The following is a 26,217-nucleotide window of genomic DNA, read 5'->3' as shown; positions in this document are numbered from 1 at the left end:
AAAGGAGAAGGATAAAGGAGTGCGTATGAATGGATCTGGATGTGTTAACCAAAGGAAAGAAACTATCCGACAATGAAAAACAGATCATCGACTATCTGATGACCCATACAAAAGAAATCGATGGCTGTCCACTAAGAGAAATTGCCAAGCGAATCTATACCTCACCTGCAACAATCGTTCGCTTAGCACAAAAACTGGGATTTTCTGGCTATACCGAATTCTTTTACTTTTTAAAGAATCAGTTGAAGCAGCAGCAAATCACTGAAGCGACGATCGACTACCAAATCGACAGCGCAAGTATTGATCAGATGATTGCCTCCATTCGAGACATCTATGCAAATCAGCCCAATAAGTTCATCACGATATATGCCACAGGCTTTTCCGGGATCATTGCGGAGTATTTGCACAAAAAAATGCTGGTCAACGGCATCAAAACATTATTGGTCAGTGCTTCAGACTCAGGCGGCATCATCAGCAACAATATTGAAAACATCAGCATGCTGATCACGATCAGCAAATCAGGGGAAACCCAAAAAGTCATCGAAAAAATGACGTTGGCCCAACAAAACCATATCCCAACGATTTTGTTTTGCGGCAACGGGGATCATAGTGCCAATCAACTAGCTACTTATGTTTTTGAAGTCACGGATGAACGGCCTTTTGACACCCAAAATATCGAGTATAGCAGCTTTTTTGGCAAACTGCTGTTACTCATGGAATATATCGTTGCTGCGATGACCGTAACAGAAAAAACACCACACAAATAAAGCGCCTAGCAACAGTCGGCTTTCTCAGCGAACTGTTGCTAGGCGCTCAAATTTGTGGTGTGCGGTTTTAGCGTTGGAAGTAGGACGGAGCGATTTGCTGATAGGTAGTGGCTGATTGCGGATCAGGTGTGATCGTCTCCCCGATTTCCACCGCCACGGTTGTCGGATCATACAGATCATACAACCCAAAGATCGGCTCATTTGCTTCTGAAAGACAACAAGCAACGCCCAAAACATCCGCTGTCATTTGGGCAAGAGCCCTCGTTTGAAAAAAGCCTCCACTGACGGTTACCTGATCCGCCACTTGAACCAAGTCCTTCAACAACCGGATATTCATCAACATCCCCTCGATCGTCGCTCGAATCATCTCTGGACGTCGATGGGCAATCGTCAGATGGTAAAAACCAGCTGTCACTTGATTTGTCCAAAACGGCGCCCGCTCTCCATTCAAATAAGGGAAGAAACGCAGCCCTTGACTGCCAATGGCGGTCTCATTCAATAGGTGCGGCAACGCTTGGAAAAAATCGCTGCCATTTTCGGCAAAGGTCTCCTTCGCCCAAGCCAAAACTGATCCGCCATTATTTGAAGGTGCGCCCACGACATAGACCCCCTCCTTTAAATAATAGCAAAAGTTTTGTTTGTCCAAATCAAAGCTCGGTGTGCTGGTCACTTTACGGATCGCGGCACTTGTTCCAATCGTCAAACTGTTCGGGATACCCGTAGATCGATAGCCCGCATAAGCAGCCAAACAGCCATCACTTGCCCCGCACATGACCGCCACTTGTTGGGAAAGACCCAATTGTTCCGCCAATTCCGGTACGATCAAGAAGCAATCCGTTGGTTCGCACAGTGGCGCCAACTGCTCTGCTGTCACAGAGAGATACGCGAGAATGGCATCACTCCATGTTTTTTCTTGCAATGCATATAATCCCGTAGCAGAAGCGGTACTGCGATCGATTCGTACTTCACCAGTGAACAAACGCATGGTCAACTCTTTTAACCCATAAAAATGATCATAAGATGAAAGCAGTCCCTGCTCCTTGAGATGGAGCAATTTGGCAAATGGCGACATGGCATGGATCGGTGTACCCGTTTCCTGATAAAAAGATCTAGCCTTCTCAGTTTTTCGGAACGCTTCGATTGTTTGGCTGGCTTGATTGTCTGACCAAATATAAATCGCATCCCCTTGCCCATTCTTTTCTGGCATGAAACTATGCATCGCTGTACTGAACGCGATGGTCTTTATTTGTGCTTTTAACACAGCAGGCAAGGCCTGTATGCCCTGGCGCAATGCGCTTTCGATTGCCTTCGCCGATTGTATCTGCGTTGATCCTTCAATTTGCGTAGTCAGTTGGATCGAATGACTGTGACGAATGTTGCGCCCACTGATCACACCAAACTTGATTGCTGTGGTGCCGATATCGATACCTAAAAACATGTCTTCTCATCCCTTTTCCATACAAATTATGCTTTATTTTACCATAGATTGGCACAAGGAAACGTTGCGGGTTTGGGTTAAGGAAAGATACTGCTTTACATGGCGCAAAAGATCGTCTAGAAACATCCCACAGGACACTTCTCGACGATCGATCTGCGCGGCTTCCTTATTAGATGTTTCTCAAATGTGAAACAAATCAGTGCAAATCTGGCCAATAATCGCCATTCTCAGAAACCAAATCTGCCAATAATTCTTTGGCCACTTTTGCGCTAGGAATGGTTTTGGAAAGGGTTAACGCTTGCCACATCTTCTGGTAGCTTTTTTCCACATATGCTTCCACAACCAACTTTTCGACCATCACTTGCTGGTACATGAGTGTTTGTTGGAAAGCGGGTATGTTGCCTTGTGCCAACGCTTCAGGGCCGTCTGAGCCAATGATACAAGGAACTTCCACCATCGCATCATCCGGGAAATTGGCAATGGCTCCATTGTTCTCAACAATCATGATCATCCGCTCATGGGTATTAAAAGCGATCGCTCTGGCTAAGTCGACGATGAAGCTGGCATGGGCATCGATCTCAAAGGCAATACCTTGCGCAGATCCGTTTTCGACGATTTTTTTGGCATGGGCAAACACCCGCTTTTCTCTTCCTTCCATGACCTCATTGGCGCGGGTATGTTCAGGATGATCTTTCATATGATCAAACATTTCATCAGGATACAGATAATATTGCAGATAGGTATTCGGCAAGAATTCCGGCGTCAATGCCAACAGATCTTTGGCTTTTTTATGGGTTTCTTGCCAACTAGGATCTGTATGCTGGGTATCGACTTCCACTTGTGTCAAATAGCCATGTTTGGCCACATAGGAACGAATGTCTTGAATATATTCCGTTCCCGCTTTGTCTTTGATACTTGTCCACCAGCCAAAATGGTTCAAACCAAAATAACGCACCTCTAAATCTTCCGGTTGTTTATTGATGATCTGCGACATACGCCGCAATGTGCCCACTGGCATATCACAAATATTCAATACTTTCGCATGTGGTCGCAACACCCGACAAGCTTCAGCAACGATCGCCGCTGGATTAGAGTAATTCAACATCCAGCAATCCGGTGCATAGGTTTCCATATGATCAATGATTTCCAGCATCCCTGTAATACTGCGCATCCCATAAGCAATCCCACCAGGACCGCAAGTTTCTTGACCGAAAACACCGTGTTTCAGCGGGATTTTCTCATCTTTTTCCCGCATTTCATATTTGCCGACGCGAATATGCGCCATACAGAAATCCACATCGGTAAAGGCAGTTTCAGGATCGGTTGTAAAACAAAACTCGATTTGCGGTGCTTGTTCCTTCAATAAGATCGCTAAGGCTTCTCCTAAATTCCCTTGACGCACATCGTCATTGTCATACAATGTTAGTTTTCTTAAGGGGAACCGTTCTTGATTGTCTAATAACATCATCACGATTCCTGGTGTAAACGTACTACCGCCACCAGCAATCACTACTGAAAAATCTTTCATTATTCATTCTCTCCTTCTCGACCTAGATAAGCTTCTAAATTTTCACGTACTTTCGGGACTGTTAACCCATATACCACATGCACGTTTTCGCCATTTTTAATGACCCCTTTGGCGCTCGTTTGCTCTTTCAAAAGTGTTTCATTCACCAGCTCAGGATCATTCAGTTTTAAGCGCAAACGCGTGTAACAATTATCGATCGTTTTGATGTTGCTGTCGCCACCGAGCCCTTCTGTGATCAATGCTGCGATTGAATCTTGGCTCGAGCTAGCAGCAACCATGCCGTCGTTGCCAGCCAACTGCTGTTCTTTGTAGTCTTTTTTCGAATATAATTTTGTTTCATTGCCTTCATCTTCACGCCCCACGGTTTTTAAATTCATTTTTGTGATCAAGAAACGGAACAAGAAATAATAGATGAAGAAAAAGGCGATCCCAACGAGTACATAGATAGGCCAGCGGGTCTTTTCAATACCCAACGGTATATTATATAAAAGAAAATCGATAAACCCATTCGGTCCGATCGCTCTTGAACCAAATAGATTCAAGGCAACCATACTCAAGCCGCTTAAACCTGAATGGATCACAAACAACATGGGCGCCACAAACATGAAAGAAAATTCGATGGGTTCTGTTACACCTGCAATAAATGACGTAATTACTGCAGGAATCAGAATCGCTTTGACTTTGAATTTATTTTCTGGCTTCGCCGTATGATACATCGCCAAACATGCACCGATCAGTCCGAACATTTTTGAGATCCCTCTGGCATCCCAGATCACACTTTGCGACAAGACCGTCACGGCTGGATCCGCAATTTCTGCGAAGTAAATATTCCGCGCACCTTCAAAAACTTGCCCACCAACATCAGCTACCCCGCCCAATGATGTATATAGAAATGGAGTATAAATCAAATGATGCAAACCAGTCGGAATCAACAAACGTTCCAATGTCCCATATAAGAAAATACCAAAGTTCCCGGTTTGTTGGATCACTCCCCCTAAGTTATCAATCCCTGTTTGAACAACCGGCCAAACAAACGTTGAGAGAATCGATAAACCCACTACCACAGGAATCAATACAATAAATACAAATCTAGCGCCCCCATAGACTTGAAATGCATTGGAAAATGTCTTATCGATAAAGCGATTATGGATCAGCGCCGTCACGACACCCAAAATAAGACCCAAGAAAACCCCCATATCCAAAACCTGAATCCCCAACACAAGCGCTTGTCCCGATCCTTGCAAGGCATCTGCAGGGACGAGCATTTCCCGTAATGCCATGAATTTGTTCATCGCATTCAAGAAGACAAAGTACCCCAATAAAGCTGTAAAAGCCGCCTCAGCTTTTTTCTTCTTCGCCAAACCTAACGCGATACCCACACAAAAGATAATGCCCAAATTGGTCAAAATGGGTAAAAGTGCGGCAGACAAGATACTGCCGAACCCAATGGTGATCGGATTATCTAAAAATGGAAAACGCTCAATCAATCGAACATTGGTAAATACATTCCCAACTGCAATCAAAATCCCAGCAATCGGTAAAATCAATACCGGCACAAACATCGCCTTTGAAAACTTCTGCATTGCATCCATCACTTTTTCTTTCATTGATGAAACTCCTTTGTTTTGTATTTGTAGGTTCATTATAGGAAATAACGTTGACCATTGATAGGGCAAACGCTTTCAAATCAATATGTTGCATGATTTGGAATTTGTTTCAAAAAAAAGCAAAGAATGATCATTTCTTCTCATCCGTTGCTTCACTATGCATCTTATTCTATATTTGAACCACGTGGTGATAAATCATAGGAAAAATCTTTAGGTATGCGGCTTCCGTTAAGTGTATGCCATCATTGGTGAAAGAAGCATCAAGTTGACTGAAATTATCCATGAGCAAACTATTGACTGTAACCGTATCAAAATCATACAAATCCGCTAGTTCACTGACTTTTTCACTTGCTTCAATCAAGCGTTCATTTGTTCGATATAATGCGGCCTGGAATAACCATTCCTCATTGAAATGTCGGGCTGTTTCTTTAATTTTTTCCGTATTAACTGGATAGAACATGATAAAGGTTACTTTGCATTGAGGTAAAGTTTTTTTTAGTTTGCTAAAAATTTGTCGATAACTACCTAATAAGCTGTTGATATCAAAATATTTATCTGCTAAATCATTCGAACCAATATTGATGAATAGATGAGTTGGATCCAAAGGAAATATTAATTGATCAAAAACCTCAAGATATTCTTTAGAGGTTGCCCCACTAATTCCACGATTATAAACGATCATATGTTGATCCATAAATAGTTTTTCTAAAGGGAACTCTTCCATCAAAGAAGAACCAGCAAAGACAATTTTTCCTTTTTCCGCATACTCATTTTTACGAAAGTAGCTATTCAAATCAGCCATTCTTTCTTTACTCCTTTTTGTTAGATGTTTCAACAATTGTCATAGCAGACTTTGCTGGCAAATAAATTGTATCCATTCTTAAGGAATCTATCGTTACTTTAACAGACGCACCATTTTCACTATCATTAAATAATATAACCACTACAGTTTGATTCTCATTTTGAAATGCAACACTTCGAATACTTTCATCATTTGAACTGGCAATCCGAACAGATCCTGGATGTACATATTTACTAAAATGAGCTAATCCAAAATAATCAAGCGTCATCTCATACTCACTTGTTTGTTGGTTCACTTTTATGAGGCCTCGACAAGTACTTCTTCCGAAACCAGGAACAGTAGGACCATTATTTTCATCCAACGCTACATTCCAAAGCGTCATAGATTTTGCACCATTTCTGAAAATGTCAATCCCAGTTCGTATTAAATTACTGAATGCAGGTTCGAAAGCTGGTATCCATTCTCCTCCTGAACCTTCCGTAAAATGAATTTCTTTATTTGGATAAAAAGCAGCAACTCTAGATTGATTGACAACATTGCCTCCATACCAATGCCATGCTATACCATCAAATGCTTTTTCTGCTTTATCTAATATTTCAAGTGGATAATCAATACGATCCCAGTTATGGTCATAACCAAATATCTTCACATTGATATTGTTATTCTCAAATGTCGGCTTTAAATATTCAGCAACGAACGTTGCTTGTTCATCTGCCAACATCTCCATTCCTGGATAATGCGGCGGTAAAAACAAAGGTTCATTTTGAGGTGTAACAGCATAAGTCTCTAAGCCATGCAGGAGATAACTTTCAATTACTTTTTTGAAGTAATTGGCATATGTTTCATAATACATCGGTAGCAATTTACCACCAATCATTTTTTGAGAGTCTTTCATCCATCCCGGAGCACTCCATGGAGAAAGAAATAGTTTAAGTTCAGGGTTTATTTTTTTTGCATATTTCGTTAACGGAATGATGCTTTCTTCATCATGCACAAATGAAAAATGTGTAAGATCCACATCTGTTTGCTCTTTTTCCATATCATCATAACTATAAATAAACCGTGCATAGTCAGAAGCGCCCATAGGATTTCGCAAAATGGAAAGCCCTATTCCTTTGTTCCGATCAAACAATGCCTCCATGACTGTAGTTTGCTGTTCCTCAGACAAGCATTTATCCAGTAAATATGCAGAAGCATCTGTGAATGATGCCCCCCATCCATCTATTGTCTGAAAAGTTTGTTTGCTATTGATATGAATTTCAAATTCACTTTTATTATTTGTAAATGGTGATCGTTCACGCTGAAACATATTTTCTTCATCTGTTGTCACATAGTATTCAAAACTCAATGGATCACTCCTACTCTATTTGTTTTACAACTATCTGCTTCATAATTTGTTTATAGATGAAAATTTGGAAAAGCATAGGGAGACTTATTCCAAATAATGCCCATATCAATCCTAATTTCGGCAAAAATATAGGTATTACAAAACTAGACAGCATAATCGCTAATCCGATACTATTAAAACCTGCATATTTCAATGTTATTCCGAAGGCATATTGCAGTATAGATCTAAGAGACATTTGATTGTTACTTACAATAAATGTATTTGAAAGGAAAACTATAAAAAAAGCAATAAAGAGTAGTATTAAAAATTGAAACATAGTCCCTCTAGTGAAGGCCAACAAAAGAAATAGCATGAAAAAAATAAATAAGAAAATGATTGTTAGAACAATTGAAAGAACAATACTTTTTCTGAATTGCTGGATATATCTTTTTACAGTAATTTCCTGCTGATTAAAATCTTTCAAAAGTTGGTAGCCAGTAATCAACGCGCATGGCAACGTAACGATTGGCAAACTTGTCATAACGATCAATAAGTTAAGTAACATAAATTGATACATCTTATGAAGAAAACTGTAAACCTCGCCATCAATATTAAATAATTGCTTCATTACTGGCTACCGCCTTTCTTAATCTAAACCAAGTTTTTCTTTATTTTCGGCTATTTTTTCATTTCTAATCGTCTCGATATCAGACCAGCCATTTTCATCTAAAAACGTTGTATATGAAGAAAGTATCTGATCAAAATCTTCTTCTGAAGAAGAGCGAATCAAACTGACTAGCGTTGTATACCAGTTGGTATTGATTGCCGAGAGATTGCGTGCTTCTTGAGTCCCAGAACTAGGATCAATATTCTCTAAAATAAAATGAGGATATAATTTTCCTTCTCCCCATTCTCTAGGCTGAATCAAAGCTGGTGTCTGGGTACTTTCACTAGCCATAGATTGATACTTGTCATGACCAAAGAAAATAAATTCACTCAGTCGATACTCTTTTTTAAACCGATCTGAGTCATTGTCTTTCATCTCTTGAACTTCTGGAAGCAACTCTATTTTTCCTTCGGAATCATATTGGAACGTTTCACCTTCGATACCAAATGTAGTTAGAATACCACCATATTCGCTCTGTAAGTACGTGAAAATTTGCATAGCTTTGGCTGGATCTTTAGCACTTTTACTAATGTAATTGATCATCCAACCAGTGATTCCGCTTTGATTTAATTTAGGCTCATTGCCTTCACTATTCTGCGGTCCATTGATAGCAATGTACTCACCATCAGGATTTTCCGATAACCAGCTTTGCAAAAAACCGCTCATTTGTGCAGTGCCGCTAGCCATGATCGTTGCATATTGACCAGATTTCACTTTTTCTTCAAAAGCTGTACCATCATCAGAAAAACTATCATCAGACAAATTCCCATCATCATGGATTTGACGTAAAACTTTTAACCATTTTACATACTCTGGATCTAAATTACGATTGTAAAATCCGCCATCTTCTGTTTCAAGATCAACACCCAAGTAGTCTTGAAAAACGTCTCCTAAAGAGCCTGCGCCATCACCTAACGCATTGAATCCGAAAGGTACTAGGTCTGGGTATTTTTCACTGATTGATTTCATTCCTGCGATAAAGTCATCGGCTGTTTCAAAATTGTTTTCACCAATTGCCTCATATACATCTTTTCGGATCAAGAAATTCGTGTTCGCCGGAATTAAACCGCTATCATAATCTTCTGCTGTATTAGAATAATTAGGATATCCATATGTTTTCCCATCATCTAATTGAAACCAATTCAATGTATCTTCTGCTGCCACAGTTTGCCAATAAGGATCGTATTTTTCTGATAGATCATCTAATGAGTATGCCCAACTATCCGCCTTTTGTGCTACTTGTGAGTTTGAATCAAATATTGTGACAATATCTGCCATATCATTACTCGAAAACATAGTATTTAAGTTGGTATCATCACCTTTAATAAATTTTATTTTGATGTTCAGATCTTCTTCCATCTGTTTAGTTACAACATCATTACCCCATTCATCATTCCACCAATCAGCATTTACATACCAGGTCAATTCAGTAACTTCTTCTTTATTATCCAATTGCCAAGCCGGTGTGTTTTCATCCAGTGTATAACGATCACTAATATCCACATCTTTTGCTTCTTGACTTGCGCTATCTTCTCCGCCTCCGCATGCACCTAACAACATTACTGAACTAGTCAAAAACAGCATATTTTTCATATTTTTCATTTTATGATTTCTCCTTTTCTATTCTTTAACAGCTCCGACCATCATTCCAGCAATGAAATGTTTTTGGAGTAATGGATAAATGATCAATATCGGAATCGTTGTAACCACGATTGTTGCAAGTTGGACACCTTTAGTCGTACTTTCTGCAACAGCAGTTCCGATGTTTTGCATTCCTTGTGTCTGTGATTGAACAATGATTTCATAAAGTTTCATTTGTAATGGGTAAAGTGACTTATCGGTAATAAAAATTCTCGCTGTCATAAAATCATTCCATTGATTTACACCATTGAACAATGCAATTGTCGCTAATGCTGGTTTAGAAAGAGGCAAGAAAATTTGCAGAAAAATTCGCCAATGGCCTGCACCATCGATCATTGCCGATTCTTCCAAAGAATCAGGTACATTTCTAAAGAAATTCATTAATATGATGACATCATAGTAACTTAACAGAGCTGGTATAATATACACCCAAAAACTATTTAACAAACCAATTTGCCTAAACAACAGATATGTTGGAATCATGCCTCCTGAAAAAAACATGGTCGTAATACCCATTGCAGAGTACAATTTTCTACCCTTTAAATTTGCTTTACTCATAGCATAAGCCATCATTGCACAGAAAAAAACATGAGTGAGCACGCCTATAATTGTTTTAGATACTGAAATAAAGAACGCTTGTAACATACTTCCATCTCTAAACACTGCTCGATAATTCTCTAGGGATAATTCAGATGGCCAAAATACAAAGTCCCCTTTAGCAAGTACACGCCCAGATGCAAATGATGATACCACCACATTCCATAAAGGAATAACGATAATCAATGTAAAAATAGTTAAAATCAAAATATTGAACATATCGAACAAACGACTATCTATATCTTTTTTCATTACTTTTTTTTCCACTAAATTCTCCTTTCTACAATACAGATGTATTGTCGTTTAGTCGTTTTGTCATTTGGTTTGAACATATCAACAAAATGACTGATACAATCGACACACCTAATCCAACTGCAGTAGCATATGAAAAATCTCCTTGTGCGATCCCCATTCTAAATACATATGAATTGATGACTTCTGCTTTAGCCTGATTTTGATTATTCATCAAAACCATTGTTTGATCTAAGTTAGACCCTAATAATCCACTAATAGTCAAAATCAGATTTAAACTTATGATTCCTTTTAGCATTGGTATTGTAATTTTCATGATTTGTTGAAACCTGGTTGCGCCATCTATTTTTGCTGCCTCATAGTAAGAGGGATCGATTTTAGATAATGTCGCTAAATACAAAATAGTACCCCAACCAGTATTTTTCCAAATATCTGACAAAACGGCGATCCACCAGTATTTATTCACAGATAAAAGAAAATTTTCATGCTTTATAGAAAATCCAAGTCCACTCAATATCGTGTTAAGTAATCCATTGGTGGATAACCAATTGATCAACATACCACCTAATACGATCCACGAAAGAAAATATGGCATATAAGAGATTGTTTGAACCAATTTTTTAAAAACGCCTTGTCTGAGTTCAAAAATCAAGATTGCTAAGATAATCGGCAAAATAAATCCAATCAGTAATTTGAGGAAGCTTATACCCAATGTGTTTACCACTGATCCCCAAAAGAACTTATCATTCAATATAATCTGAAAATTTTCCAACCCAACCCATGGTGCTGTTTCGAGTGTATCAATGACCGTATATCTTTTGAAGGCTATGATCAGTCCGTAGATAGGAATAAAATTAAAAATAATCATAAAAATAATTCCTGGCCAAACCATACTCTGCAATTCCCATTGTTCAAAAAAAACAGCAATCCATCTTTTTATCTTCATAGAACGTTTTACATTTCCCACGGAGTTTTCCATCTGTTCTCCCCACTTTCAGATTTTAGCTGCGCCAATATGAATCATTTTCTTTATCTGATAAACTGCCCCAACCATTCCAGCATCATTCATTAATTTCGCAGCTTTGATTGGTGCAATCGTTTTATCCATTAAATAATGAATACTATGGTGTCTTGTTGCCACTTTGGAAATGGTGGATTGTAACCGCTCTAAAAACACCTTATTCGCACTGATACCGCCTCCTATCAATACTAACTCAGGATCAAAACAACTAATTAAGTTCAATATACCGATAGATAGATCTTCATAGAAATTTTGAATAAGTATATGTGCGTCATTATCATCATTTTCTTTTGCAAAGATTTCTTTCGCATCCCATATTGGTTCAAAGGTCGAATCGCTTTTTAACTTTATTTGATTATATCGATAACACAAACCACCAATCACTGCTGCACGTTGGTTTAAAGACATCGCTTCTATATCACTACTGTCATCGATATCCTTAATTACCATCCAACCAAATTCTCCGGCCATGCCATGGGCACCTCTAATTAATTCATTTTGACAAATAATACCGCCTCCTATGCCTGTTCCTAAAACGATGCATAAGTAATTCGATACACCTTGAGCATGGCCGATCCATTGTTCTGCGATAGCAGCAGCATTGGCATCATTCTCAATAACAATAGGTAATGTCGTTATCTTTTGTAATTCCTGTTTCAAACGAACCCCATAGATTGATTTGATGGCGCCTGCTGTAATCATTGTGCCATCCTGGTCAATAATGCCTGGCGCACTAATACCAATACCTTCAATGGTTTCTTGCCGTTGACTATCTTCGATAATTCTTTGGAGATTGTCTAAAAATTGCTGTTTATCGTCAACTGTTTTGATGCTTTTTTTATTATAAACTTGCCCTTTATCATTGATAAATCCATATTTAATCGTTGTTCCGCCAATATCAATTCCTAAATACATGTACATCACTCGTTTCTATTTAAACTGCAGAACAGATTCTGCTTCATATAAAGTTCCTTTTAAAACAAAAGACTTGCCTTTATCTTCTCCATTGATCAATTTGATTAAATGCTGTGTGGCAAGTTCACCTTGTTCCTTGATTGGATTCACAATTGTCGTTAGTGATGGACGAAAGTACTTCAATAGCTCGATTCCATCGAAACCAACAACACTAAAATCATGAGGGACATGATAACCCGCTTGCTCTATCGCTTTGGTTACCCCAATCGCACTAAGGTCATTTCCCGCTAAAAATGCTGTTGGCAAATCATTTTGCTGATGTAAAAACTGTTTCGTTGATTGATAGGCACATTCCTCTTCAAATCTACCTTCTAATAAATAATTTGCTTTCAATGGGATTTGAGCTTTCTTTAATGCTTGTTGATAACCCTTAAATCGCTCATCGCTATCAAATACACCATCAAAACCTTTAACAAAAGCAATATCACGATGTCCCATAGCTATTAGATAGGATGTTGCATATTCAGCACTTTCATTCGAGTTGAATACAACACTACCAAATGTATGATCTTGAATGTTCCTATCTATAAAAACAGCATTGATTGCTTCATTGCGAATCGTTTCTAAATCCTCCTGATCAAGCATATCTTCGAACCCAATGAATCCGTCAACAGCTCCACCAAGAATGCTAGTGAGCACAACTTCTTTTTCCATTGATATAAAAACATTTAGCGCATAACCATGTTTTTCAGCTTCTCTAGCGATTGATTCAATCAAAACGCTAAAATATGGACCTTTAATACTTGTGGTATAAAAACCAATTCTTTTTGTTTGATTTGTTTTCAACTCTCTCCCCATTAGATTAGGTACATAATGAAGATGCTTTGCGGCCGCCAGCACCTTCTCTTTAGTAGATGCTTTCACTACATCTACACCATTTAAAGCTTTTGAAACTGTAGCTATTGAAACATTTGCTTCTTTCGCAACATCTCTAATCGTTGTTCGTGTATTCATTTGCACCACCAAATAAAAACGTTTTTATTTTTTGTTAACCTTATAATTGAACTATAAATAAAAACGTTTTCATTTTCAACGGATTTCATTAAGATTGGTCAATGTACCACCTTAATGGCTTTTGTACCTTAATGAAACCCCTCGTACCAAACACCTATATATTTTCTCCGTTAGATGCTATAACACTTTGATACCAATTAAATGAGTCTTTTTTTAAACGTGTAAGCGTCCCTTGACCAGCATTATCTTTGTCAACATATATCATGCCATACCTTTTTTCCATTTCCCCAGAACCAAAACTAACAATATCGATAATGCCCCACGGTGTATATCCTAAAAGATTGACGCCATCTTCTAATACAGCCTTCTTCATCTCAGCTATATGCGCTTGGAGATAATCAATACGATACTGATCATGAACTTGATTATTTTCGACTGAATCATAGGCACCAAATCCATTCTCAACAATAAACAATGGTAAATGATATCTTTGGTCAAGAATATTTAAAATATATCTCAAACCAACAGGATCAATTTGCCAACCCCAATCGCTTGCCTCTACATGCGGATTGCGCAACCATTTGGTTTTTGGGTAGTCAGTGATCAAATCACCTTTCTCATCTAATGTAGTTACAGTTCCTGACATGTAATAACTAAAACCTATATAATCTACTGTGCCTTCTCTTAATATCTTTTTTTCTTCTTCTGTAACATTGATAGAATATTTTTTTTGTTTCCATTCATTTAGTATATAATTGGGGATTACACCTATTGCATGAACATCACTATAAAAGAAACGTCTATTCATTACTTTCAATGCTGCCATCTGGTCGTCTGGCTTGCTAGAGAAAGGGTATACAGGAACATATGCCATCATACAGCCAATTTGAAAATCTGGGTTGATTTGATGCCCTAGTTTGACTACTTTTGCACTGGCAATCAGTTCATTGATGGCCGCTTGATAAATGACTTCTTCCTTTTTGGCTTGGGATTCATTCTGATTGAATAAAATAGCGGAGTTTGTCCAAGTATGTAGATCATGCTGACCATCTGCTTGATTATTAATTTCATTAAATGTCATCCAATATTTAACTTTATTTTTGTATCTAGTCATGACTGTTTCTGCGTAATGCACAAAAAAAGCAATTACTTGTTTATTTTTGAAACCACCATATGCTTCGTACAAATGAAAAGGAATTTCAAAATGTGATAGGGTAATGACCGGCTCTATACCATTTGCGTGTAATTCATCAAATAAATCATCGTAAAATTGAAGTCCTTTTTCATTTGGTTCTTTGTCATCGCCATTTGGAAAGATTCTTGTCCAATTGATTGAGGTACGTAACACTTTGAGTCCCATTTCCTTAAACAACTGAATGTCCTCTTTGTAACGGTGATAAAAATCTATAGCTTCATGATTTGGATAATATGCTCCATCTAAAACGCCATGTGTGATTTTTCTGCCTATGCCATTACCACCCGCAGTCATAACATCCGCGATACTTACCCCTTTACCATCAAGATTCCAACCACCTTCAACTTGATGCGCAGCTACTGCACCACCCCATAAAAAATTTTCTGGAAATTGATTCATACTTCTTCATCCTCCTTGCATTTTTCTTGAGTATACAAAAAGATTTGCTTTCACTGTGCGTTTTTTTTAAAAGTGGTACCTGATAACGAAAATAGAAAAAAAAAGCACCTTGGTACACCTAGTACCAAGGGCAATGATGAAGTTAGAGCTTGTCTAAAGTAACTATTTGGCGAACTGCTTCGGATAAGGCTTCAATCAAAAAAATACAAGGGATTTGACTGGTTAGATCCTCATGTTTGTTGATTCTCTTCACATCTACTGAATAGTCTAGAACAAAGTCACTCATTCGTCCTAATGCGCTAGCAGCATCACTTGTCACAACAACTGTTGTAAAATCTAGATTATTTTTAAATCCATTGAATAATTCAATGATTTCGGTCGTTCCTCCCGTAACTGATAAAGCCAAAACCATATTGTCTGATGTATTTTTCAGTTTGGCAAAGATGGGGTAAGTATGGTCAACCAAAGCAAAACTATTACAACCTAAAATTGAAAATCTACGCGCAGCATATTCACAAATCGATGCTGAGGCACCTATGCCATAAAAAATAATATTTTCACACTCTACTAATTTCTCAGCAACACGCCTTAACTTACTTTCAATATCACTTGGAAAGTGTTCAGCACTTAATAAGTCACTACCACTAAGTATATCCGAATCTTCCAGTTGCGGTATTCTAGCATGCGAACGAAACTCAGTAAAACTTTCAAAGCCCAGTTTTCTTATGAAGCGCATCACAGAAGATGCAGACGTATGTGATTCTTTCGCGATTTCTCTCACCCGCATATAAGGGATCTTATCACTTTGACTAGACATATAATGATAGATTGCACGATCAGTTTCAGACAAATCATTAAAATCTATTTTTCCAAAAAAAGACATATTGACCTCTCCTCATCTATATTCTACCTTTAATGTACCATAAATGTCTGAAAGCCGCCTATTGCTATATAAGCATAGCATGCACTGAAGGTATCCATAGCTAGCCGATTTGTTTAGCTTCCACATTTGATGGTTTATTTCTGTTCGGCATAATCCGCCAGCAGCGCCAGAAAAGCAGCCCCATACTTATCTAATTTGTTTTGCCCGACCCCTTTGATCTGTAAAAACTCGATTGGTGATTTCGGCTGGGTTTCTGCCAACTCACGCAATGTTTGATCAGAAAAAACCACATAAGGCGGCAAGTTTTGCTCTTGCGCCAAGGTTAGGCGCAGTGATCGTAATTGGTCAAACAACGCATCATCGACGACCAATTGTTTGACTTTGGTTTGTTTGCGGAAGACTTGTGCTTTGCCTAGCAAAACATCGATACCGGCATTGGTCACACTTAACAGCGGATACTGTCCTTCTGAAGGCAATAAATAACCTGAAGCGGTCAAATAATCGATCAACTGAGTGACATCTTTTTGCGACCAGTCTTTGAGCAACCCATAGGTAGGTAATTTTTCAAACCCCCATTGCTTGACTTTCTGATCGCCTGAACCTGTCAACACTTTACCTACCAAAGATTTGCCGAATCGTTCACCCATCCGTTTGACACAAGACAAGACTTTTTGTGTATCAACAGTGATATCAACTTGTTCTCGTTCATCTAAACAATTGCTGCAGCGTTGACAATCCGCCCCATCTTCGCCAAAATAGCGCAAAATATACCGCTGTAAACACAGTTGTGTATGCCCATATTGACTCATTTCTCGCAGTTTCAAATATTCGTTTTGACGGTAATGAATATCTGATTCCGATTGATCAATGAAGAACTGTTGGATCTGCATATCCTGCGGGGCATAAAGCAAGATGGCATCACTCGGTTCGCCATCCCGTCCTGCCCGACCGGCTTCTTGATAATACGATTCGATATTGCCTGGCATCTGGGCATGGATCACGAAGCGGACATTGCTCTTATTGATCCCCATCCCAAAAGCATTCGTCGCCACCATCACCTGGATACGGTCATAAAGAAACTCTTCTTGAAAAAATGACCGCTCTTCTTCAGACAACCCACCGTGATAATAGCCGACAGCTATTTTTTCATGCTTCAGCAAATGATAGATCCGTTCAACTTCCTTGCGGGTACTGGCATAAATGATACCAGATTGCCCTTGATTCATTTTAAGATATGTACTGATATAGGTATCTTTTTGATCTTTGACCACTTGAAAGGCCAAATTTTCTCTAGCAAATCCTGTTTTGACCTGATTTTGCGCCGGGATCGATAATAACCGTTCAATATCTTCTGCTACTTTCGGGGTTGCCGTCGCCGTCAGCGCAACGATCGTTGGTTTGTTTTCTAGCAAACCAATGGTTTCAGCCAAACGCAGATAGCTCGGACGAAAGTCATGTCCCCATTGGGAAATACAATGGGCTTCATCGACAGCGATCAACGAAATCGGTACTTGCTTCAATGCATAGCGAAATGCTTCAGAATCTAGCCTTTCTGGTGATACATATAAGAGTTTCAGCTGTCTATTTCTAGCTTGCAGCATCCGTTGATTGATCTCGCTACTGTTCAACGTAGAATTGATATACGCTGCTGGAATGCCCATATCCCTCAAGCTATCCACTTGATCCTTCATCAGAGAAATCAAAGGCGAGATCACTAATGTCACACCTTCTAACAAAAGTGCCGGCAATTGATAACAGATCGATTTCCCGCCGCCAGTCGGCATGATCCCCAAAACGTTTTGTTGTGTTAAAATAGATTGGATAATGGTTTCTTGCCCTTCACGAAAGTGCGTATAACCAAAATGTTCTTTTAATACTGAATGAATGTCCATAATACCCTCTTTTCCAATTCTTTATTATACGCAATTAATTACGCAAAGGAAATGGCTATGAGAAGAAGTTTAACTTCTGACCTCCATAGGCCAGCAACCAAGCAGCTTTAAGGAGTGAACAGATTGAAAAAAATCACGATCATCGGCGGCGGTATCATCGGTATGACCCTCGCTGTTTATCTCGATCACACGCAATATGAAGTGACCGTGATCGACCACTTAACAGGACAAGCAACCAGTGCCAGTGCAGGGATCATCTCACCCTGGTTGTCAAAAAGACGCAACAAAAAATGGTATCGTTTGGCCCAAGACGGAGCTGCCTTTTTTGGAAAATTGGTACAGGATCTTGCGTTGGATCAAACGATCTATGCGCCTTCTGGCACCCTCATCTTGCGACCAGAAGGAGAACTGCTAAACTTGGCTGAATTAGCTGAGACCCGCAAAGAAACTGCACCGGAAATTGGGACGATCAGACTGCTCACTCGTCTAGAAACCAAGCAAGCATTGCCTTTGTTAAAGCCGCAACCGTCGTTATCAATCAGTGGCGGGGGGCGCTTAGACGGTCGCGCCTATCTTTTGCATTTGAAAAAGATCGCCCAGAAAAAGAACGTCAAATTTATTGAAGGCTCTGCAGTGATCCAGCAACAATCTGATGGATGGCAGATAAAAGTGAATGAACAGCGCATCTTCTCAGACATCCTTTGTGTCACAGCTGGCCCAGGTATCGAGCAGCTATTGGCTCCTTTGGGTTATCAAGTAGACGTCCGACCGCAAAAAGGACAACTCTTGTCCTTTGCTACACCATTTCACACGGATAACTGGCCGGTAGCCATGTTGGCAGGTGAAGGTGATTTGATTCCCTTTGCCGATGGGACTATTTTGCTAGGCGCAACCCATGAAAACAACGCAAAATGGGACTTGACACCGACAGAGGAGGCAAAACTACAGCTAACAGCTGGTATCAGCGATTTTCTGCAAGACCCGAACAGCCTCTTTTCTATGCCCCTTTCCTATCGCGTAGGCACTCGGGCTTATACATCAGATTTTGCGCCTTTTTTTGGCGATGTTTCTGGTCAAGGCACCTTATTTGCGGCAAGTGGACTGGGATCATCGGGGTTGACCACTGGCCCTTTCATCGGCTATTTGATTGCACAATCTTTAAATAGCCATATGCACCATGCATCACATTTTTCTCAATACAGCAAACCTATGACAGACTATATCACCCACTCCGTGGATTTGACATAAGAAATAACACAAAAAAACTGGCCGCAGCCAGTTTTTTTTTAGAAAAATTCACCTGTATCCCAATATTCAGCAAGTTGTTCATTCAACATATCTCTATCTAATGGTTCTCTCACATCATCAAACATGTCTTCCACCGGTACATCTCCCACTGCTTTGATACATACAGGATAATAAGGTACATTGACTTCTTCTTTTGTCAGTCTTTTTTCGATCTTGATTTTATGTGTCCAATCCGCCCCCATATCGTAAATATAGGTCAATGATGTGCATTCTTGAAAATCTTGATCGATCGTTGCCTTTTCACTGGAAGAAGAAATACCAACACCAAATGACTTTTGGCCAGCAAAAAAGAGATAGACATGGTTGTTCATCCACTCAAAAGCGATCTGGATCAAGAGATGGAGCTGCTCATAACTGATCCCTGCAGGAACGACCAAGCGACGCCAGATTGGCGGACGATATCCTTCTAGATCGATTCGAATTTGATAGGCCGCTGGTTGATCATCGGTCTCATCAAAGACGGTTTTTGTTATTGGAAAAGGCACCACTTTTTGAGAAGCAGCTGCGATCCGAGGATCATCGACGGGCAACAGATCATGCTCTTCCGGTTCCACATCTCTGATCATGCGCATCATAGCCGCTTTCTTTTCTTCCGACCAAAATTGCGGTTTTGACATTCGTGCAAAAAAAGTCGGTTGTTTTTCTGCGAAAATAAAGACGATTTCTAAGTATTGGCTTTTGGTCAAGTGTTTTTCTTTATATAAACAGTAATAAAAATCTTCCATCGCACTTTTGGCAAAGGGGAGATAACGCAAACTATACGGCACTTCTTGCGGGATCAACTCGGTGTAGAGTTCAGTCACAAATGCTTTGTCCTTTAATTGACTGAGCCCACCAGCAGTTTCTGCACAAAAGATCAGATAAAAGACGGGGTCCAAATAATGTTCTAGATCATCATCACTGACAATGGTTGGTCCACCATACAAGTCTACATGATCCATCATTCGGTCGATGACTTTCGCTAATCGCTTTAATGTTTTTTCCAAATCAAAACCGCTCCTTCCTATCAGCTTTACTTTGACGAAAAGAGCGGTAAATGTCAATCTTTTTTTTAATGTGCCAGCATTTCCTGAGCAATCTCCAAACCAGTCATCTCAGATGGATAATAAGTTGGCCAATGGTCCATCTCTTTCAGCAAGGCTTCTTGACTCTCATTGCCAAAATAAATATGGAAATGGTGCGCTTCTTCAGATGCGATGGCATGATCACTGAATTGAATATATTTAAATGCGGCATCTTCATCATCGGTCTCAAATAAATAGCGTACGCCGCGATTTCCCGCTTCATAAGTCAATATTTCTTTGCCTGCATAGGTATACGTTGCTTCTTTTTCAGTTCCGTCATCAAACATAAAGCGCATGGTTTGATCGGTGATGTTGATTGAAGCAACATCTGTTTGATAACCAGTTGTATAGTAGGCTTTGTATTCTTCCGCAGTCATCTTTTGTGTTTGTTTGGCTTTGTAATCAAAGACTTGATCCAATGTCCCATCTTCCAAGAAAGGATATACGGATTGCCAATCGCCAGCCCAATCAGATAAGGGACGATCTTCAACTGCATGATCGTCAAAGTAGCCATTGTAGACGGTTTTTTCTTTTTCCGTTTCCGCAATTTCTTTGTCATTGGCTACATCTGTCGTTTTTCTTAAAGCATCACGGTTTTGTTCCATAATAGAAATATAGTTTTCACCATTGTCCATTTGTTCTTGTGTCAAGCCTTCTAACGGATTCAGCACCGCCAGTTCAACACCGGCTTCTGATGCCAATGTCCGGGCAATACTATCTTTGGCATTTTCCTCAAAATAAATCGTTTCGATCCCAGTTTCAGTCACAAAGTCTTTCAATTCAGCAATTCGTGAAGCAGATGGCTCTTCACTTGGAGAAAGTCCAGAAATCGGCACTTGTGTCAATCCATATTCTAGTGCCAAGTAGCCGAAAGCCGCATGTTGTGTGACAAAGTGACTTTGTGCTGGATTGCTGAAGGCTTCTAGATATGATTCATGCAATGCTTCCAGTTCCTCTAGGTAGGCTGTTGCATTTGTATCAAAAGCAGCTGCTTTTTCTGGATAGGCTGCACTTAATTGATCACGGATCGCTTCAACTTGTTTGATTGCTAAACTCGGCGCCAACCAGACATGAGGGTCTAATTCGTGAGAATGACCATCATCCCCGTGGTCATGGTCATGGTCGTGGTCATGATCGTCACCGTGGCTATGGTCATGATCGTCATCGCCAGGCAACAAAATCATGCCTTCTGTCGCTTTGACAACTGTCACATTTCCTTCATCGAGTGTGGTTTCAATCGAAGGCACCCACATTTCCATATTTTCATTGTTATACACAAAGACATCGGCATCTTGGATCGTGGCCATATCTTTTGCGGAAGGTTCATAGTCATGGGAATCTGTGCCAGCAGGCATCAGCAATGTCACTTCCCCTTCGTCGCCAACAATTTGCTGGGTAAAGTCATACATTGGATAAAAAGTCGCAACGACTTGGATAGGATCACTGACAGCTTCAGCAGAAACAGCTTCCGATTGATTCGTGCTATCAGTCCCTCCTTGACCGCAGGCTGCCAACCCAAGCGCTGTTATCGATAATAACGTTATTTTAAAAAACTTCTTCATTTTTTTGAAACACTCCTTTTCATTTTCCTTCTTTCTTACTGACGAAATAAATACCATGAAATCAATTACGATTTACGAAAACAAAACGTAAAGATTACGTTTTACTCTCAAGTCACTACTTTACACAACTAATTTCAACCTGTCAATATCATTTTTCATGTTTTTTTATATGATAGATTCTTCATATAAAATCGCTTCAGTCATCAAAAAGAAGTCATTGTATCTGTTGCCGTCTTCTTCTCTATAGTTGTTCTTTCTCAGTTGATGTGCTACACTGTGGTCATTCAATTGAATATTTATCCACTAGGGGCGCTTTATGCTGAGATAGACTTTGGTCTGGTCCCTTTGAACCTGATTTGGTTAGTACCAACGTAGGGAAGTGGCGACGCACAACTTTTTGCGTTCCCATTTTTCTGTCTGCATGTGGATAGTTAAAGGGGGAACGCTTTTTTTGCGGGCAGAATGATCAGAAAGGAGAGTTTAAAATGGAAGCATGTCAAACAGGAATGATCGATATTACAGGGTGTCGGGTAAGTATATATCCAATGAAAGACCAGTTCGCCACCCAAATTTTAACGAGTATCAAAGAAACTGATACCAGTGCAGTGTGGAAGCAAACGGATCTCTTCAGCACGTTGTACCGAGGAGAACCGGCAAGTGTGGTAGATGCGGCAGCAGCATTGATGATCAACGCCTATGAGCCACACACACATCTTGTTGGTGAATTTACATTTTCGAAAGGATGCCCAGGGGATCATGCTGGCGATAGTTACTTGAATGGCCAACAAGCAAAACCAAATGATGCCAATAACATAGCAAAAGGCGATTTTCTCGTTGATTGCAAATACTCCTTCTATGCGTTTGGTGAAAACAATTATATGGAGGAAATCGCCGCCATCGTTGCTTTGGCAGCTGATCATGGATTGAAGCCTCGCTCGGCGCACTATGTAACACTCTTATCGGGCACTGCCAGTCAATTATTCACCTATTTTGAAGCTGCATTGGCGTATGCGCATGCGCACCTTTCCCATTATGTCTTAGAGGCAACGATCTCTGTCAATAGTCCTTCTAAGGAGGTGGCGGCACATGTTTAAATGGGCATTAAAAGATGTGATCATGGTGGGGATCGCTTCATTGATTTTTGGGGTCATCTATCTGGGCGCCGTTCATTTTGGCCTGCTTTTAGGGACACTTCTGACCCCTTTTGGCCTATCAGTTCTGGCCAATGAATTCATTTTTGGTGTTTGGTTCATGGCCGCAGCTTTTGCAGGCTATGTCTTGCGGAAACCTGGTGCCGCGACGATCACAGAAATGATCGCTGCTTTGCTTGAAGTCTTTATGGGCAACTTTTATGGCCCAATCATTTTTATTAGTGGGTTTGTCCAAGGAATTGGTACTGAAGCAGGATTTGCGTTGGGGGGCTATCGGCGCTACGGCTGGTTCCCGTTGATCACAGGTGCGATCGGTGCAACGATCACTAGCTTCATATGGGGTATCATCCGGTCAAATTTCGTTGATCTGAAATGGCAGCTCCTACTGACGATATTTGTGATTCGCTTATGTTCTGCCTTATTTTTCTCGGCATTTTTGATCAAGATCGTCTGTGACCATTTGACACGTATGGGTGTATTGAACAGCTATCCAATTGCTGCAGATCCGACCCTACAGGTCGCTGGAAAGACGTCTCGATGAGCTTACAATTAACAGATTGTCAATTTGCTTGCGATCACCAGACAATCACAGCTTCTTTCGAATTACATCCGGGAGAAACCAAAGCCATCTATGGCCCTTCCGGATCAGGAAAAAGCACCCTCTTTCGTATTCTTGCAGGATTGAGCCAAGAGGGCTTCTTATCAGGAAGCTATACGATTGATGCCCATTCAATCGATGATTTATCCATTCGTACACGCGCCACACTGATTAGTCTGATGTTTCAAAATCCCGATACTCAGTTTTGCATGCATACCCCCAGAGAAGAATTGCTTTTCTGTTTAGAAAATCGAGAGATTGCACCAAAAGATATGCCGCAACGTGTGGAGGATGCCCTTTCTTTTTGTGAGATCGAGGCCCTTGCCGACCAGCCATTGCGCACGTTATCCGGTGGCCAAAAACAATTGGTTGCTTTGGCTTGCTGCCTAGTCATGGAAAGTCGGTATTTATTGTTAGATGAACCTTTTGCCAACCTTGATCATCAGACGCGCAAGCAATTGATCCAAAAATTACGTCAGCTGCAACGCACGCACAATATCGGTATCCTACTGATTGATCATCAAGTTTCATATGTCACAGATTGGGTTGAACAGTGGTTGATGATCGAGGCGCAATTCCTTTCACTCGATCAAGAAGCCATTTTGGCGTTGGAAAATGCGATCACCAACAGATTGCCAGTTCCTTCTATAGAGGAACCCGCATCAAAAGAAGCACTAGTTTTAGAAGATCTTCGCTTTTCAGCGGGATCTCACTCAATCCATCTGCCAACATTTCACTTGCCAGCCGGTGGCCTAATCGGCATCACTGGTAAGAGCGGGATCGGCAAATCAACTTTCTTGAACGTCTTGTTGCATGACCATCCTTATCAGGGCGTCGTTCGGGTCAATCAAAAAAACATTGCCACAGTCAAACAAGCGTTCACCCAAATGAGTTGGATCATGCAAAATCCCCAAGATCAGTTCATCGCCACCACAGTTGCAGACGAATTGCGGGTTGGCAATCAAGACATTTCAATTGAGTCCTGCTTGGCCCAGCTGCACTTAGATGAAAAAAGCCACACCTCCCCTTTTCTATTGAGCCAAGGGCAACAGCGGAGATTGGCGGTTGCCAGCTTTTTGTTTCGCCCTGTCCCCATCCTGCTCGTGGATGAGCCGACATATGGCCAAGACCTTGAACAAGCCTGGCAGATCATGCAAATGCTGGCAGATAAAGCCAAATCTGGCACGCTGGTCCTCATCGTCAGCCATGATACGGAACTATTGCAGGCATTTTGCAGCCAGATCATTGATTTCAATCTTTATCTAACGGAGGATGCCTATGAAAACACTCAACCCAAGCGTCAAGTTATTCGTGATTTTAGCACTCGCATTGGTCATTTCTTTTCAAACAAATAGCAGATTGACCCTTTTGGTCACGATTGTTTTCTTATTGCTGACGCTCAAAGAATTGACGATCAAAAAAACTTGCTTGTTGTTCAGCCTCTTATCTCTGTCCGCATTGGGTGTATTTTTTACCGGTCTAATTTTTTATCAGAATCAAACAACGCAAGATAGTCAGACGCAAGCGATTCAGTATGGCTTAGACATGGCAGCGCGCGTCTATTGCTTCGGGATATTAGGGACGGCCTTTACTGCCTCTACAAAAATTGATGACTTGATTTATTCATTACAGCAACAAGTGGCTTTGCCACCTGTCTTTGCCTATGGCTTAATGGCAGCTTTTCAAATTGCCCCCATCTTGCCCACCGAATACAAACATATCAAGCAAAGTCTGCGGTCTCGCGGCATGACTGTCGGCCCCTTCTCAATGACCTTCTTGATCCCACTGCTCGTCAAGTCAGTCCGCTGGTCAGAGTTATTGGCCGATGCGATGACATCAAGAGGTTTTGATCCTGCTGCCAGCAGAAGTTATGCAAAAACCTTTACGATCACCCGTCGAGATTGGCTATTTATCCTTTGCTGTTTGACCGGCAGTTTGATTGGTACATTTTATTTATCGTAAGGTGAAAAGGACCATTTCAATATGAAATGGTCCTTTTTAATGATCCAGTTTTGACTTGATACAATGTCACAAAAATCGTCGTTGTTAACACATACAAGGCGAAAACACTATATAAGCAATGGATAAAGAACATCGTCCGTTGATTGATCAAGCGTCCCAGATGCGGAAGATGAAAAATAGGTTGCCCAATCAATTGGCTTTTGTGGATAGCCTTTTGCTCCAATTGCTGTTGATTGTCACCAATCGTGTAAATCATCGATTGATCGTCTTCTATCGCCACGATCCGGCGGGTTTGCATCTCTTTTCCTTGATTGATGTAATAGGTCACTTCGTTCCCAACAACCAAATTGTCTTCAGTCGCCTTTTTGACGAACAACACCGTTCCTTCTGCATACGTTGGCATCATTGCATCTGTGGTAACGACAGCCATTGTGAAACCAAATACTTTCGGCACCACGATCATCAATAATGAACAGAGCATGAACAGTAAAAAAACAAATGAGAACAAAATACTTTGCCTTGAAAATTTTTTCAACGTATCACTCCTCTATTTGGTTACTGATTAACTTCATTTTATAACATATAATTATTTTACACAACATCAAATAATAAATAAATTATCGATAA

At 40.2% G+C, this 26,217-nt stretch carries 23 protein-coding genes and 1 riboswitch; of the genes, 6 read left to right on the top strand and 17 right to left on the bottom strand.

All coding sequences use genetic code 11. The features are described 5' to 3' along the window. Nucleotides 1-29: 29 nt before the first annotated feature. Entirely contained in the window at nucleotides 30-767 is a 738-nt protein-coding gene (locus AEQ18_RS12735; RefSeq protein WP_054116713.1) for a MurR/RpiR family transcriptional regulator, read from the top strand. Nucleotides 768-834: 67 nt separating this feature from the next. On the opposite strand, the gene AEQ18_RS12730 is transcribed toward AEQ18_RS12735, so the two are convergent. The 14 genes from AEQ18_RS12730 to recQ form a co-directional block, all read right to left on the bottom strand. Further along, the gene (locus AEQ18_RS12730) at nucleotides 835-2,205 is read right to left on the bottom strand and encodes a gluconokinase (protein WP_054116712.1); all 1,371 of its coding nucleotides are present in this window, start codon (nucleotides 2,203-2,205) and stop codon (nucleotides 835-837) included. A 196-nt stretch (nucleotides 2,206-2,401) separates the two neighbouring features. Next, on the bottom strand, nucleotides 2,402-3,733 hold the full coding sequence (locus tag AEQ18_RS12725; RefSeq protein WP_054116711.1) for a 6-phospho-alpha-glucosidase: 1,332 nt from the start codon (nucleotides 3,731-3,733) through the stop codon (nucleotides 2,402-2,404). Further along, nucleotides 3,733-5,340: a PTS transporter subunit EIIC gene (locus AEQ18_RS12720; RefSeq protein ID WP_054116710.1), complete on the bottom strand. Its 1,608-nt coding sequence runs from the start codon at nucleotides 5,338-5,340 to the stop codon at nucleotides 3,733-3,735. Before AEQ18_RS12720 ends, AEQ18_RS12725 begins: the two co-directional genes overlap by 1 nt. A 169-nt stretch (nucleotides 5,341-5,509) precedes the next feature. Continuing rightward, nucleotides 5,510-6,142 (bottom strand): GDSL-type esterase/lipase family protein, encoded by a 633-nt coding sequence (locus tag AEQ18_RS12715; protein ID WP_054116709.1) that lies wholly within the window; start codon nucleotides 6,140-6,142, stop codon nucleotides 5,510-5,512. 7 nt (nucleotides 6,143-6,149) lie between these two features. After that, nucleotides 6,150-7,490 carry a glycoside hydrolase family 30 protein gene (locus AEQ18_RS12710; RefSeq protein WP_054116708.1) on the bottom strand — a complete coding sequence of 447 codons (1,341 nt, stop codon included), beginning with the start codon at nucleotides 7,488-7,490 and terminating at the stop codon, nucleotides 6,150-6,152. 10 nt (nucleotides 7,491-7,500) lie between these two features. Continuing rightward, nucleotides 7,501-8,097 (bottom strand): hypothetical protein, encoded by a 597-nt coding sequence (locus tag AEQ18_RS12705; RefSeq protein ID WP_054116707.1) that lies wholly within the window; start codon nucleotides 8,095-8,097, stop codon nucleotides 7,501-7,503. An 18-nt stretch (nucleotides 8,098-8,115) separates the two neighbouring features. Beyond that, nucleotides 8,116-9,738, bottom strand: a complete 1,623-nt coding sequence (locus AEQ18_RS12700) for a sugar ABC transporter substrate-binding protein (protein WP_054116706.1) — start codon at nucleotides 9,736-9,738, stop codon at nucleotides 8,116-8,118. A gap of 18 nt (nucleotides 9,739-9,756) precedes the next feature. Then, nucleotides 9,757-10,626 carry a carbohydrate ABC transporter permease gene (locus AEQ18_RS12695; protein ID WP_054116843.1) on the bottom strand — a complete coding sequence of 290 codons (870 nt, stop codon included), beginning with the start codon at nucleotides 10,624-10,626 and terminating at the stop codon, nucleotides 9,757-9,759. A 28-nt stretch (nucleotides 10,627-10,654) separates the two neighbouring features. Further along, nucleotides 10,655-11,572, bottom strand: coding sequence for an ABC transporter permease subunit (locus AEQ18_RS12690; protein ID WP_200908925.1), 918 nt, complete (start codon nucleotides 11,570-11,572; stop codon nucleotides 10,655-10,657). A 48-nt stretch (nucleotides 11,573-11,620) separates the two neighbouring features. Then, entirely contained in the window at nucleotides 11,621-12,562 is a 942-nt protein-coding gene (locus AEQ18_RS12685; protein WP_054116704.1) for an ROK family protein, read from the bottom strand. 15 nt (nucleotides 12,563-12,577) lie between these two features. Further along, nucleotides 12,578-13,576 (bottom strand): LacI family DNA-binding transcriptional regulator, encoded by a 999-nt coding sequence (locus AEQ18_RS12680; protein ID WP_054116703.1) that lies wholly within the window; start codon nucleotides 13,574-13,576, stop codon nucleotides 12,578-12,580. 154 nt (nucleotides 13,577-13,730) lie between these two features. Further along, nucleotides 13,731-15,170 carry a 6-phospho-beta-glucosidase gene (locus AEQ18_RS12675; protein WP_054116702.1) on the bottom strand — a complete coding sequence of 480 codons (1,440 nt, stop codon included), beginning with the start codon at nucleotides 15,168-15,170 and terminating at the stop codon, nucleotides 13,731-13,733. 142 nt (nucleotides 15,171-15,312) lie between these two features. Further along, nucleotides 15,313-16,053 carry a MurR/RpiR family transcriptional regulator gene (locus tag AEQ18_RS12670; RefSeq protein WP_054116701.1) on the bottom strand — a complete coding sequence of 247 codons (741 nt, stop codon included), beginning with the start codon at nucleotides 16,051-16,053 and terminating at the stop codon, nucleotides 15,313-15,315. A 134-nt stretch (nucleotides 16,054-16,187) separates the two neighbouring features. Next, on the bottom strand, nucleotides 16,188-17,945 hold the full coding sequence (gene recQ, locus AEQ18_RS12665) for a DNA helicase RecQ (protein ID WP_054116700.1): 1,758 nt from the start codon (nucleotides 17,943-17,945) through the stop codon (nucleotides 16,188-16,190). A gap of 123 nt (nucleotides 17,946-18,068) precedes the next feature. Here recQ and AEQ18_RS12660 point away from each other — a divergent pair, with 123 nt between their 5' ends. Continuing rightward, the gene (locus AEQ18_RS12660; protein WP_054116699.1) at nucleotides 18,069-19,193 is read left to right on the top strand and encodes an NAD(P)/FAD-dependent oxidoreductase; all 1,125 of its coding nucleotides are present in this window, start codon (nucleotides 18,069-18,071) and stop codon (nucleotides 19,191-19,193) included. A 38-nt stretch (nucleotides 19,194-19,231) separates the two neighbouring features. Here the strand turns inward: AEQ18_RS12660 and AEQ18_RS12655 are convergent, their stop codons facing one another. Both AEQ18_RS12655 and AEQ18_RS12650 read right to left on the bottom strand, forming a co-directional pair. After that, entirely contained in the window at nucleotides 19,232-20,239 is a 1,008-nt protein-coding gene (locus tag AEQ18_RS12655) for a plasmid pRiA4b ORF-3 family protein (protein WP_054116698.1), read from the bottom strand. A 65-nt stretch (nucleotides 20,240-20,304) separates the two neighbouring features. After that, complete coding sequence (locus tag AEQ18_RS12650) at nucleotides 20,305-21,879, bottom strand: zinc ABC transporter substrate-binding protein AdcA (protein WP_054116697.1); 1,575 nt, start codon at nucleotides 21,877-21,879, stop codon at nucleotides 20,305-20,307. A gap of 295 nt (nucleotides 21,880-22,174) precedes the next feature. Continuing rightward, nucleotides 22,175-22,274: riboswitch (TPP riboswitch) on the top strand. Between the two features lie 90 nt (nucleotides 22,275-22,364). Here AEQ18_RS12650 and AEQ18_RS12645 point away from each other — a divergent pair. From AEQ18_RS12645 to AEQ18_RS12630, 4 genes are read left to right on the top strand one after another with little or no spacing between them, the layout of a single operon-like run. Then, nucleotides 22,365-22,973, top strand: a complete 609-nt coding sequence (locus AEQ18_RS12645; RefSeq protein WP_054116696.1) for a YkoF family thiamine/hydroxymethylpyrimidine-binding protein — start codon at nucleotides 22,365-22,367, stop codon at nucleotides 22,971-22,973. Next, nucleotides 22,966-23,571, top strand: a complete 606-nt coding sequence (locus tag AEQ18_RS12640; protein ID WP_054116695.1) for an ECF transporter S component — start codon at nucleotides 22,966-22,968, stop codon at nucleotides 23,569-23,571. The genes AEQ18_RS12645 and AEQ18_RS12640 overlap by 8 nt, the downstream gene beginning before the upstream one ends. Further along, complete coding sequence (locus AEQ18_RS12635) at nucleotides 23,568-24,983, top strand: ABC transporter ATP-binding protein (RefSeq protein WP_054116694.1); 1,416 nt, start codon at nucleotides 23,568-23,570, stop codon at nucleotides 24,981-24,983. Before AEQ18_RS12640 ends, AEQ18_RS12635 begins: the two co-directional genes overlap by 4 nt. Continuing rightward, nucleotides 24,907-25,590: an energy-coupling factor transporter transmembrane component T gene (locus AEQ18_RS12630; RefSeq protein ID WP_054116693.1), complete on the top strand. Its 684-nt coding sequence runs from the start codon at nucleotides 24,907-24,909 to the stop codon at nucleotides 25,588-25,590. The genes AEQ18_RS12635 and AEQ18_RS12630 overlap by 77 nt, the downstream gene beginning before the upstream one ends. 16 nt (nucleotides 25,591-25,606) lie before the next feature. Here the strand turns inward: AEQ18_RS12630 and AEQ18_RS12625 are convergent, their stop codons facing one another. Next, complete coding sequence (locus AEQ18_RS12625) at nucleotides 25,607-26,125, bottom strand: S24/S26 family peptidase (protein WP_054116692.1); 519 nt, start codon at nucleotides 26,123-26,125, stop codon at nucleotides 25,607-25,609. Nucleotides 26,126-26,217: the final 92 nt, after the last annotated feature.

Origin of the sequence: Enterococcus sp. RIT-PI-f (assembly GCF_001297065.1) — a bacterium.
GTDB lineage: Bacteria > Bacillota > Bacilli > Lactobacillales > Enterococcaceae > Enterococcus_D.
Note: the sequence above shows the minus strand (reverse complement) of the source record. Positions and strands in the feature narration are given on the sequence as shown.

Bases quoted from the DNA above. Each gene is read 5' to 3' on its own strand.
- AEQ18_RS12720 (WP_054116710.1), bottom strand. From the start codon at position 5,340: ATGAAAGAAAAAGTGATGGATGCAATGCAGAAGTTTTCAAAGGCGATG.
- AEQ18_RS12640 (WP_054116695.1), top strand. From the start codon at position 22,966: ATGTTTAAATGGGCATTAAAAGATGTGATCATGGTGGGGATCGCTTCA.
- AEQ18_RS12635 (WP_054116694.1), top strand. From the start codon at position 23,568: ATGAGCTTACAATTAACAGATTGTCAATTTGCTTGCGATCACCAGACA.
- AEQ18_RS12630 (WP_054116693.1), top strand. From the start codon at position 24,907: ATGAAAACACTCAACCCAAGCGTCAAGTTATTCGTGATTTTAGCACTC.
- AEQ18_RS12685 (WP_054116704.1), bottom strand. From the start codon at position 12,562: ATGTATTTAGGAATTGATATTGGCGGAACAACGATTAAATATGGATTT.
- AEQ18_RS12650 (WP_054116697.1), bottom strand. From the start codon at position 21,879: ATGAAGAAGTTTTTTAAAATAACGTTATTATCGATAACAGCGCTTGGG.
- AEQ18_RS12725 (WP_054116711.1), bottom strand. From the start codon at position 3,733: ATGAAAGATTTTTCAGTAGTGATTGCTGGTGGCGGTAGTACGTTTACA.
- AEQ18_RS12670 (WP_054116701.1), bottom strand. From the start codon at position 16,053: ATGTCTTTTTTTGGAAAAATAGATTTTAATGATTTGTCTGAAACTGAT.
- AEQ18_RS12695 (WP_054116843.1), bottom strand. From the start codon at position 10,626: ATGAAAAAAGATATAGATAGTCGTTTGTTCGATATGTTCAATATTTTG.
- AEQ18_RS12645 (WP_054116696.1), top strand. From the start codon at position 22,365: ATGGAAGCATGTCAAACAGGAATGATCGATATTACAGGGTGTCGGGTA.
- AEQ18_RS12735 (WP_054116713.1), top strand. From the start codon at position 30: ATGGATCTGGATGTGTTAACCAAAGGAAAGAAACTATCCGACAATGAA.
- AEQ18_RS12730 (WP_054116712.1), bottom strand. From the start codon at position 2,205: ATGTTTTTAGGTATCGATATCGGCACCACAGCAATCAAGTTTGGTGTG.
- AEQ18_RS12700 (WP_054116706.1), bottom strand. From the start codon at position 9,738: ATGAAAAATATGAAAAATATGCTGTTTTTGACTAGTTCAGTAATGTTG.
- AEQ18_RS12680 (WP_054116703.1), bottom strand. From the start codon at position 13,576: ATGAATACACGAACAACGATTAGAGATGTTGCGAAAGAAGCAAATGTT.
- recQ (WP_054116700.1), bottom strand. From the start codon at position 17,945: ATGGACATTCATTCAGTATTAAAAGAACATTTTGGTTATACGCACTTT.
- AEQ18_RS12715 (WP_054116709.1), bottom strand. From the start codon at position 6,142: ATGGCTGATTTGAATAGCTACTTTCGTAAAAATGAGTATGCGGAAAAA.
- AEQ18_RS12705 (WP_054116707.1), bottom strand. From the start codon at position 8,097: ATGAAGCAATTATTTAATATTGATGGCGAGGTTTACAGTTTTCTTCAT.
- AEQ18_RS12690 (WP_200908925.1), bottom strand. From the start codon at position 11,572: ATGAAGATAAAAAGATGGATTGCTGTTTTTTTTGAACAATGGGAATTG.
- AEQ18_RS12675 (WP_054116702.1), bottom strand. From the start codon at position 15,170: ATGAATCAATTTCCAGAAAATTTTTTATGGGGTGGTGCAGTAGCTGCG.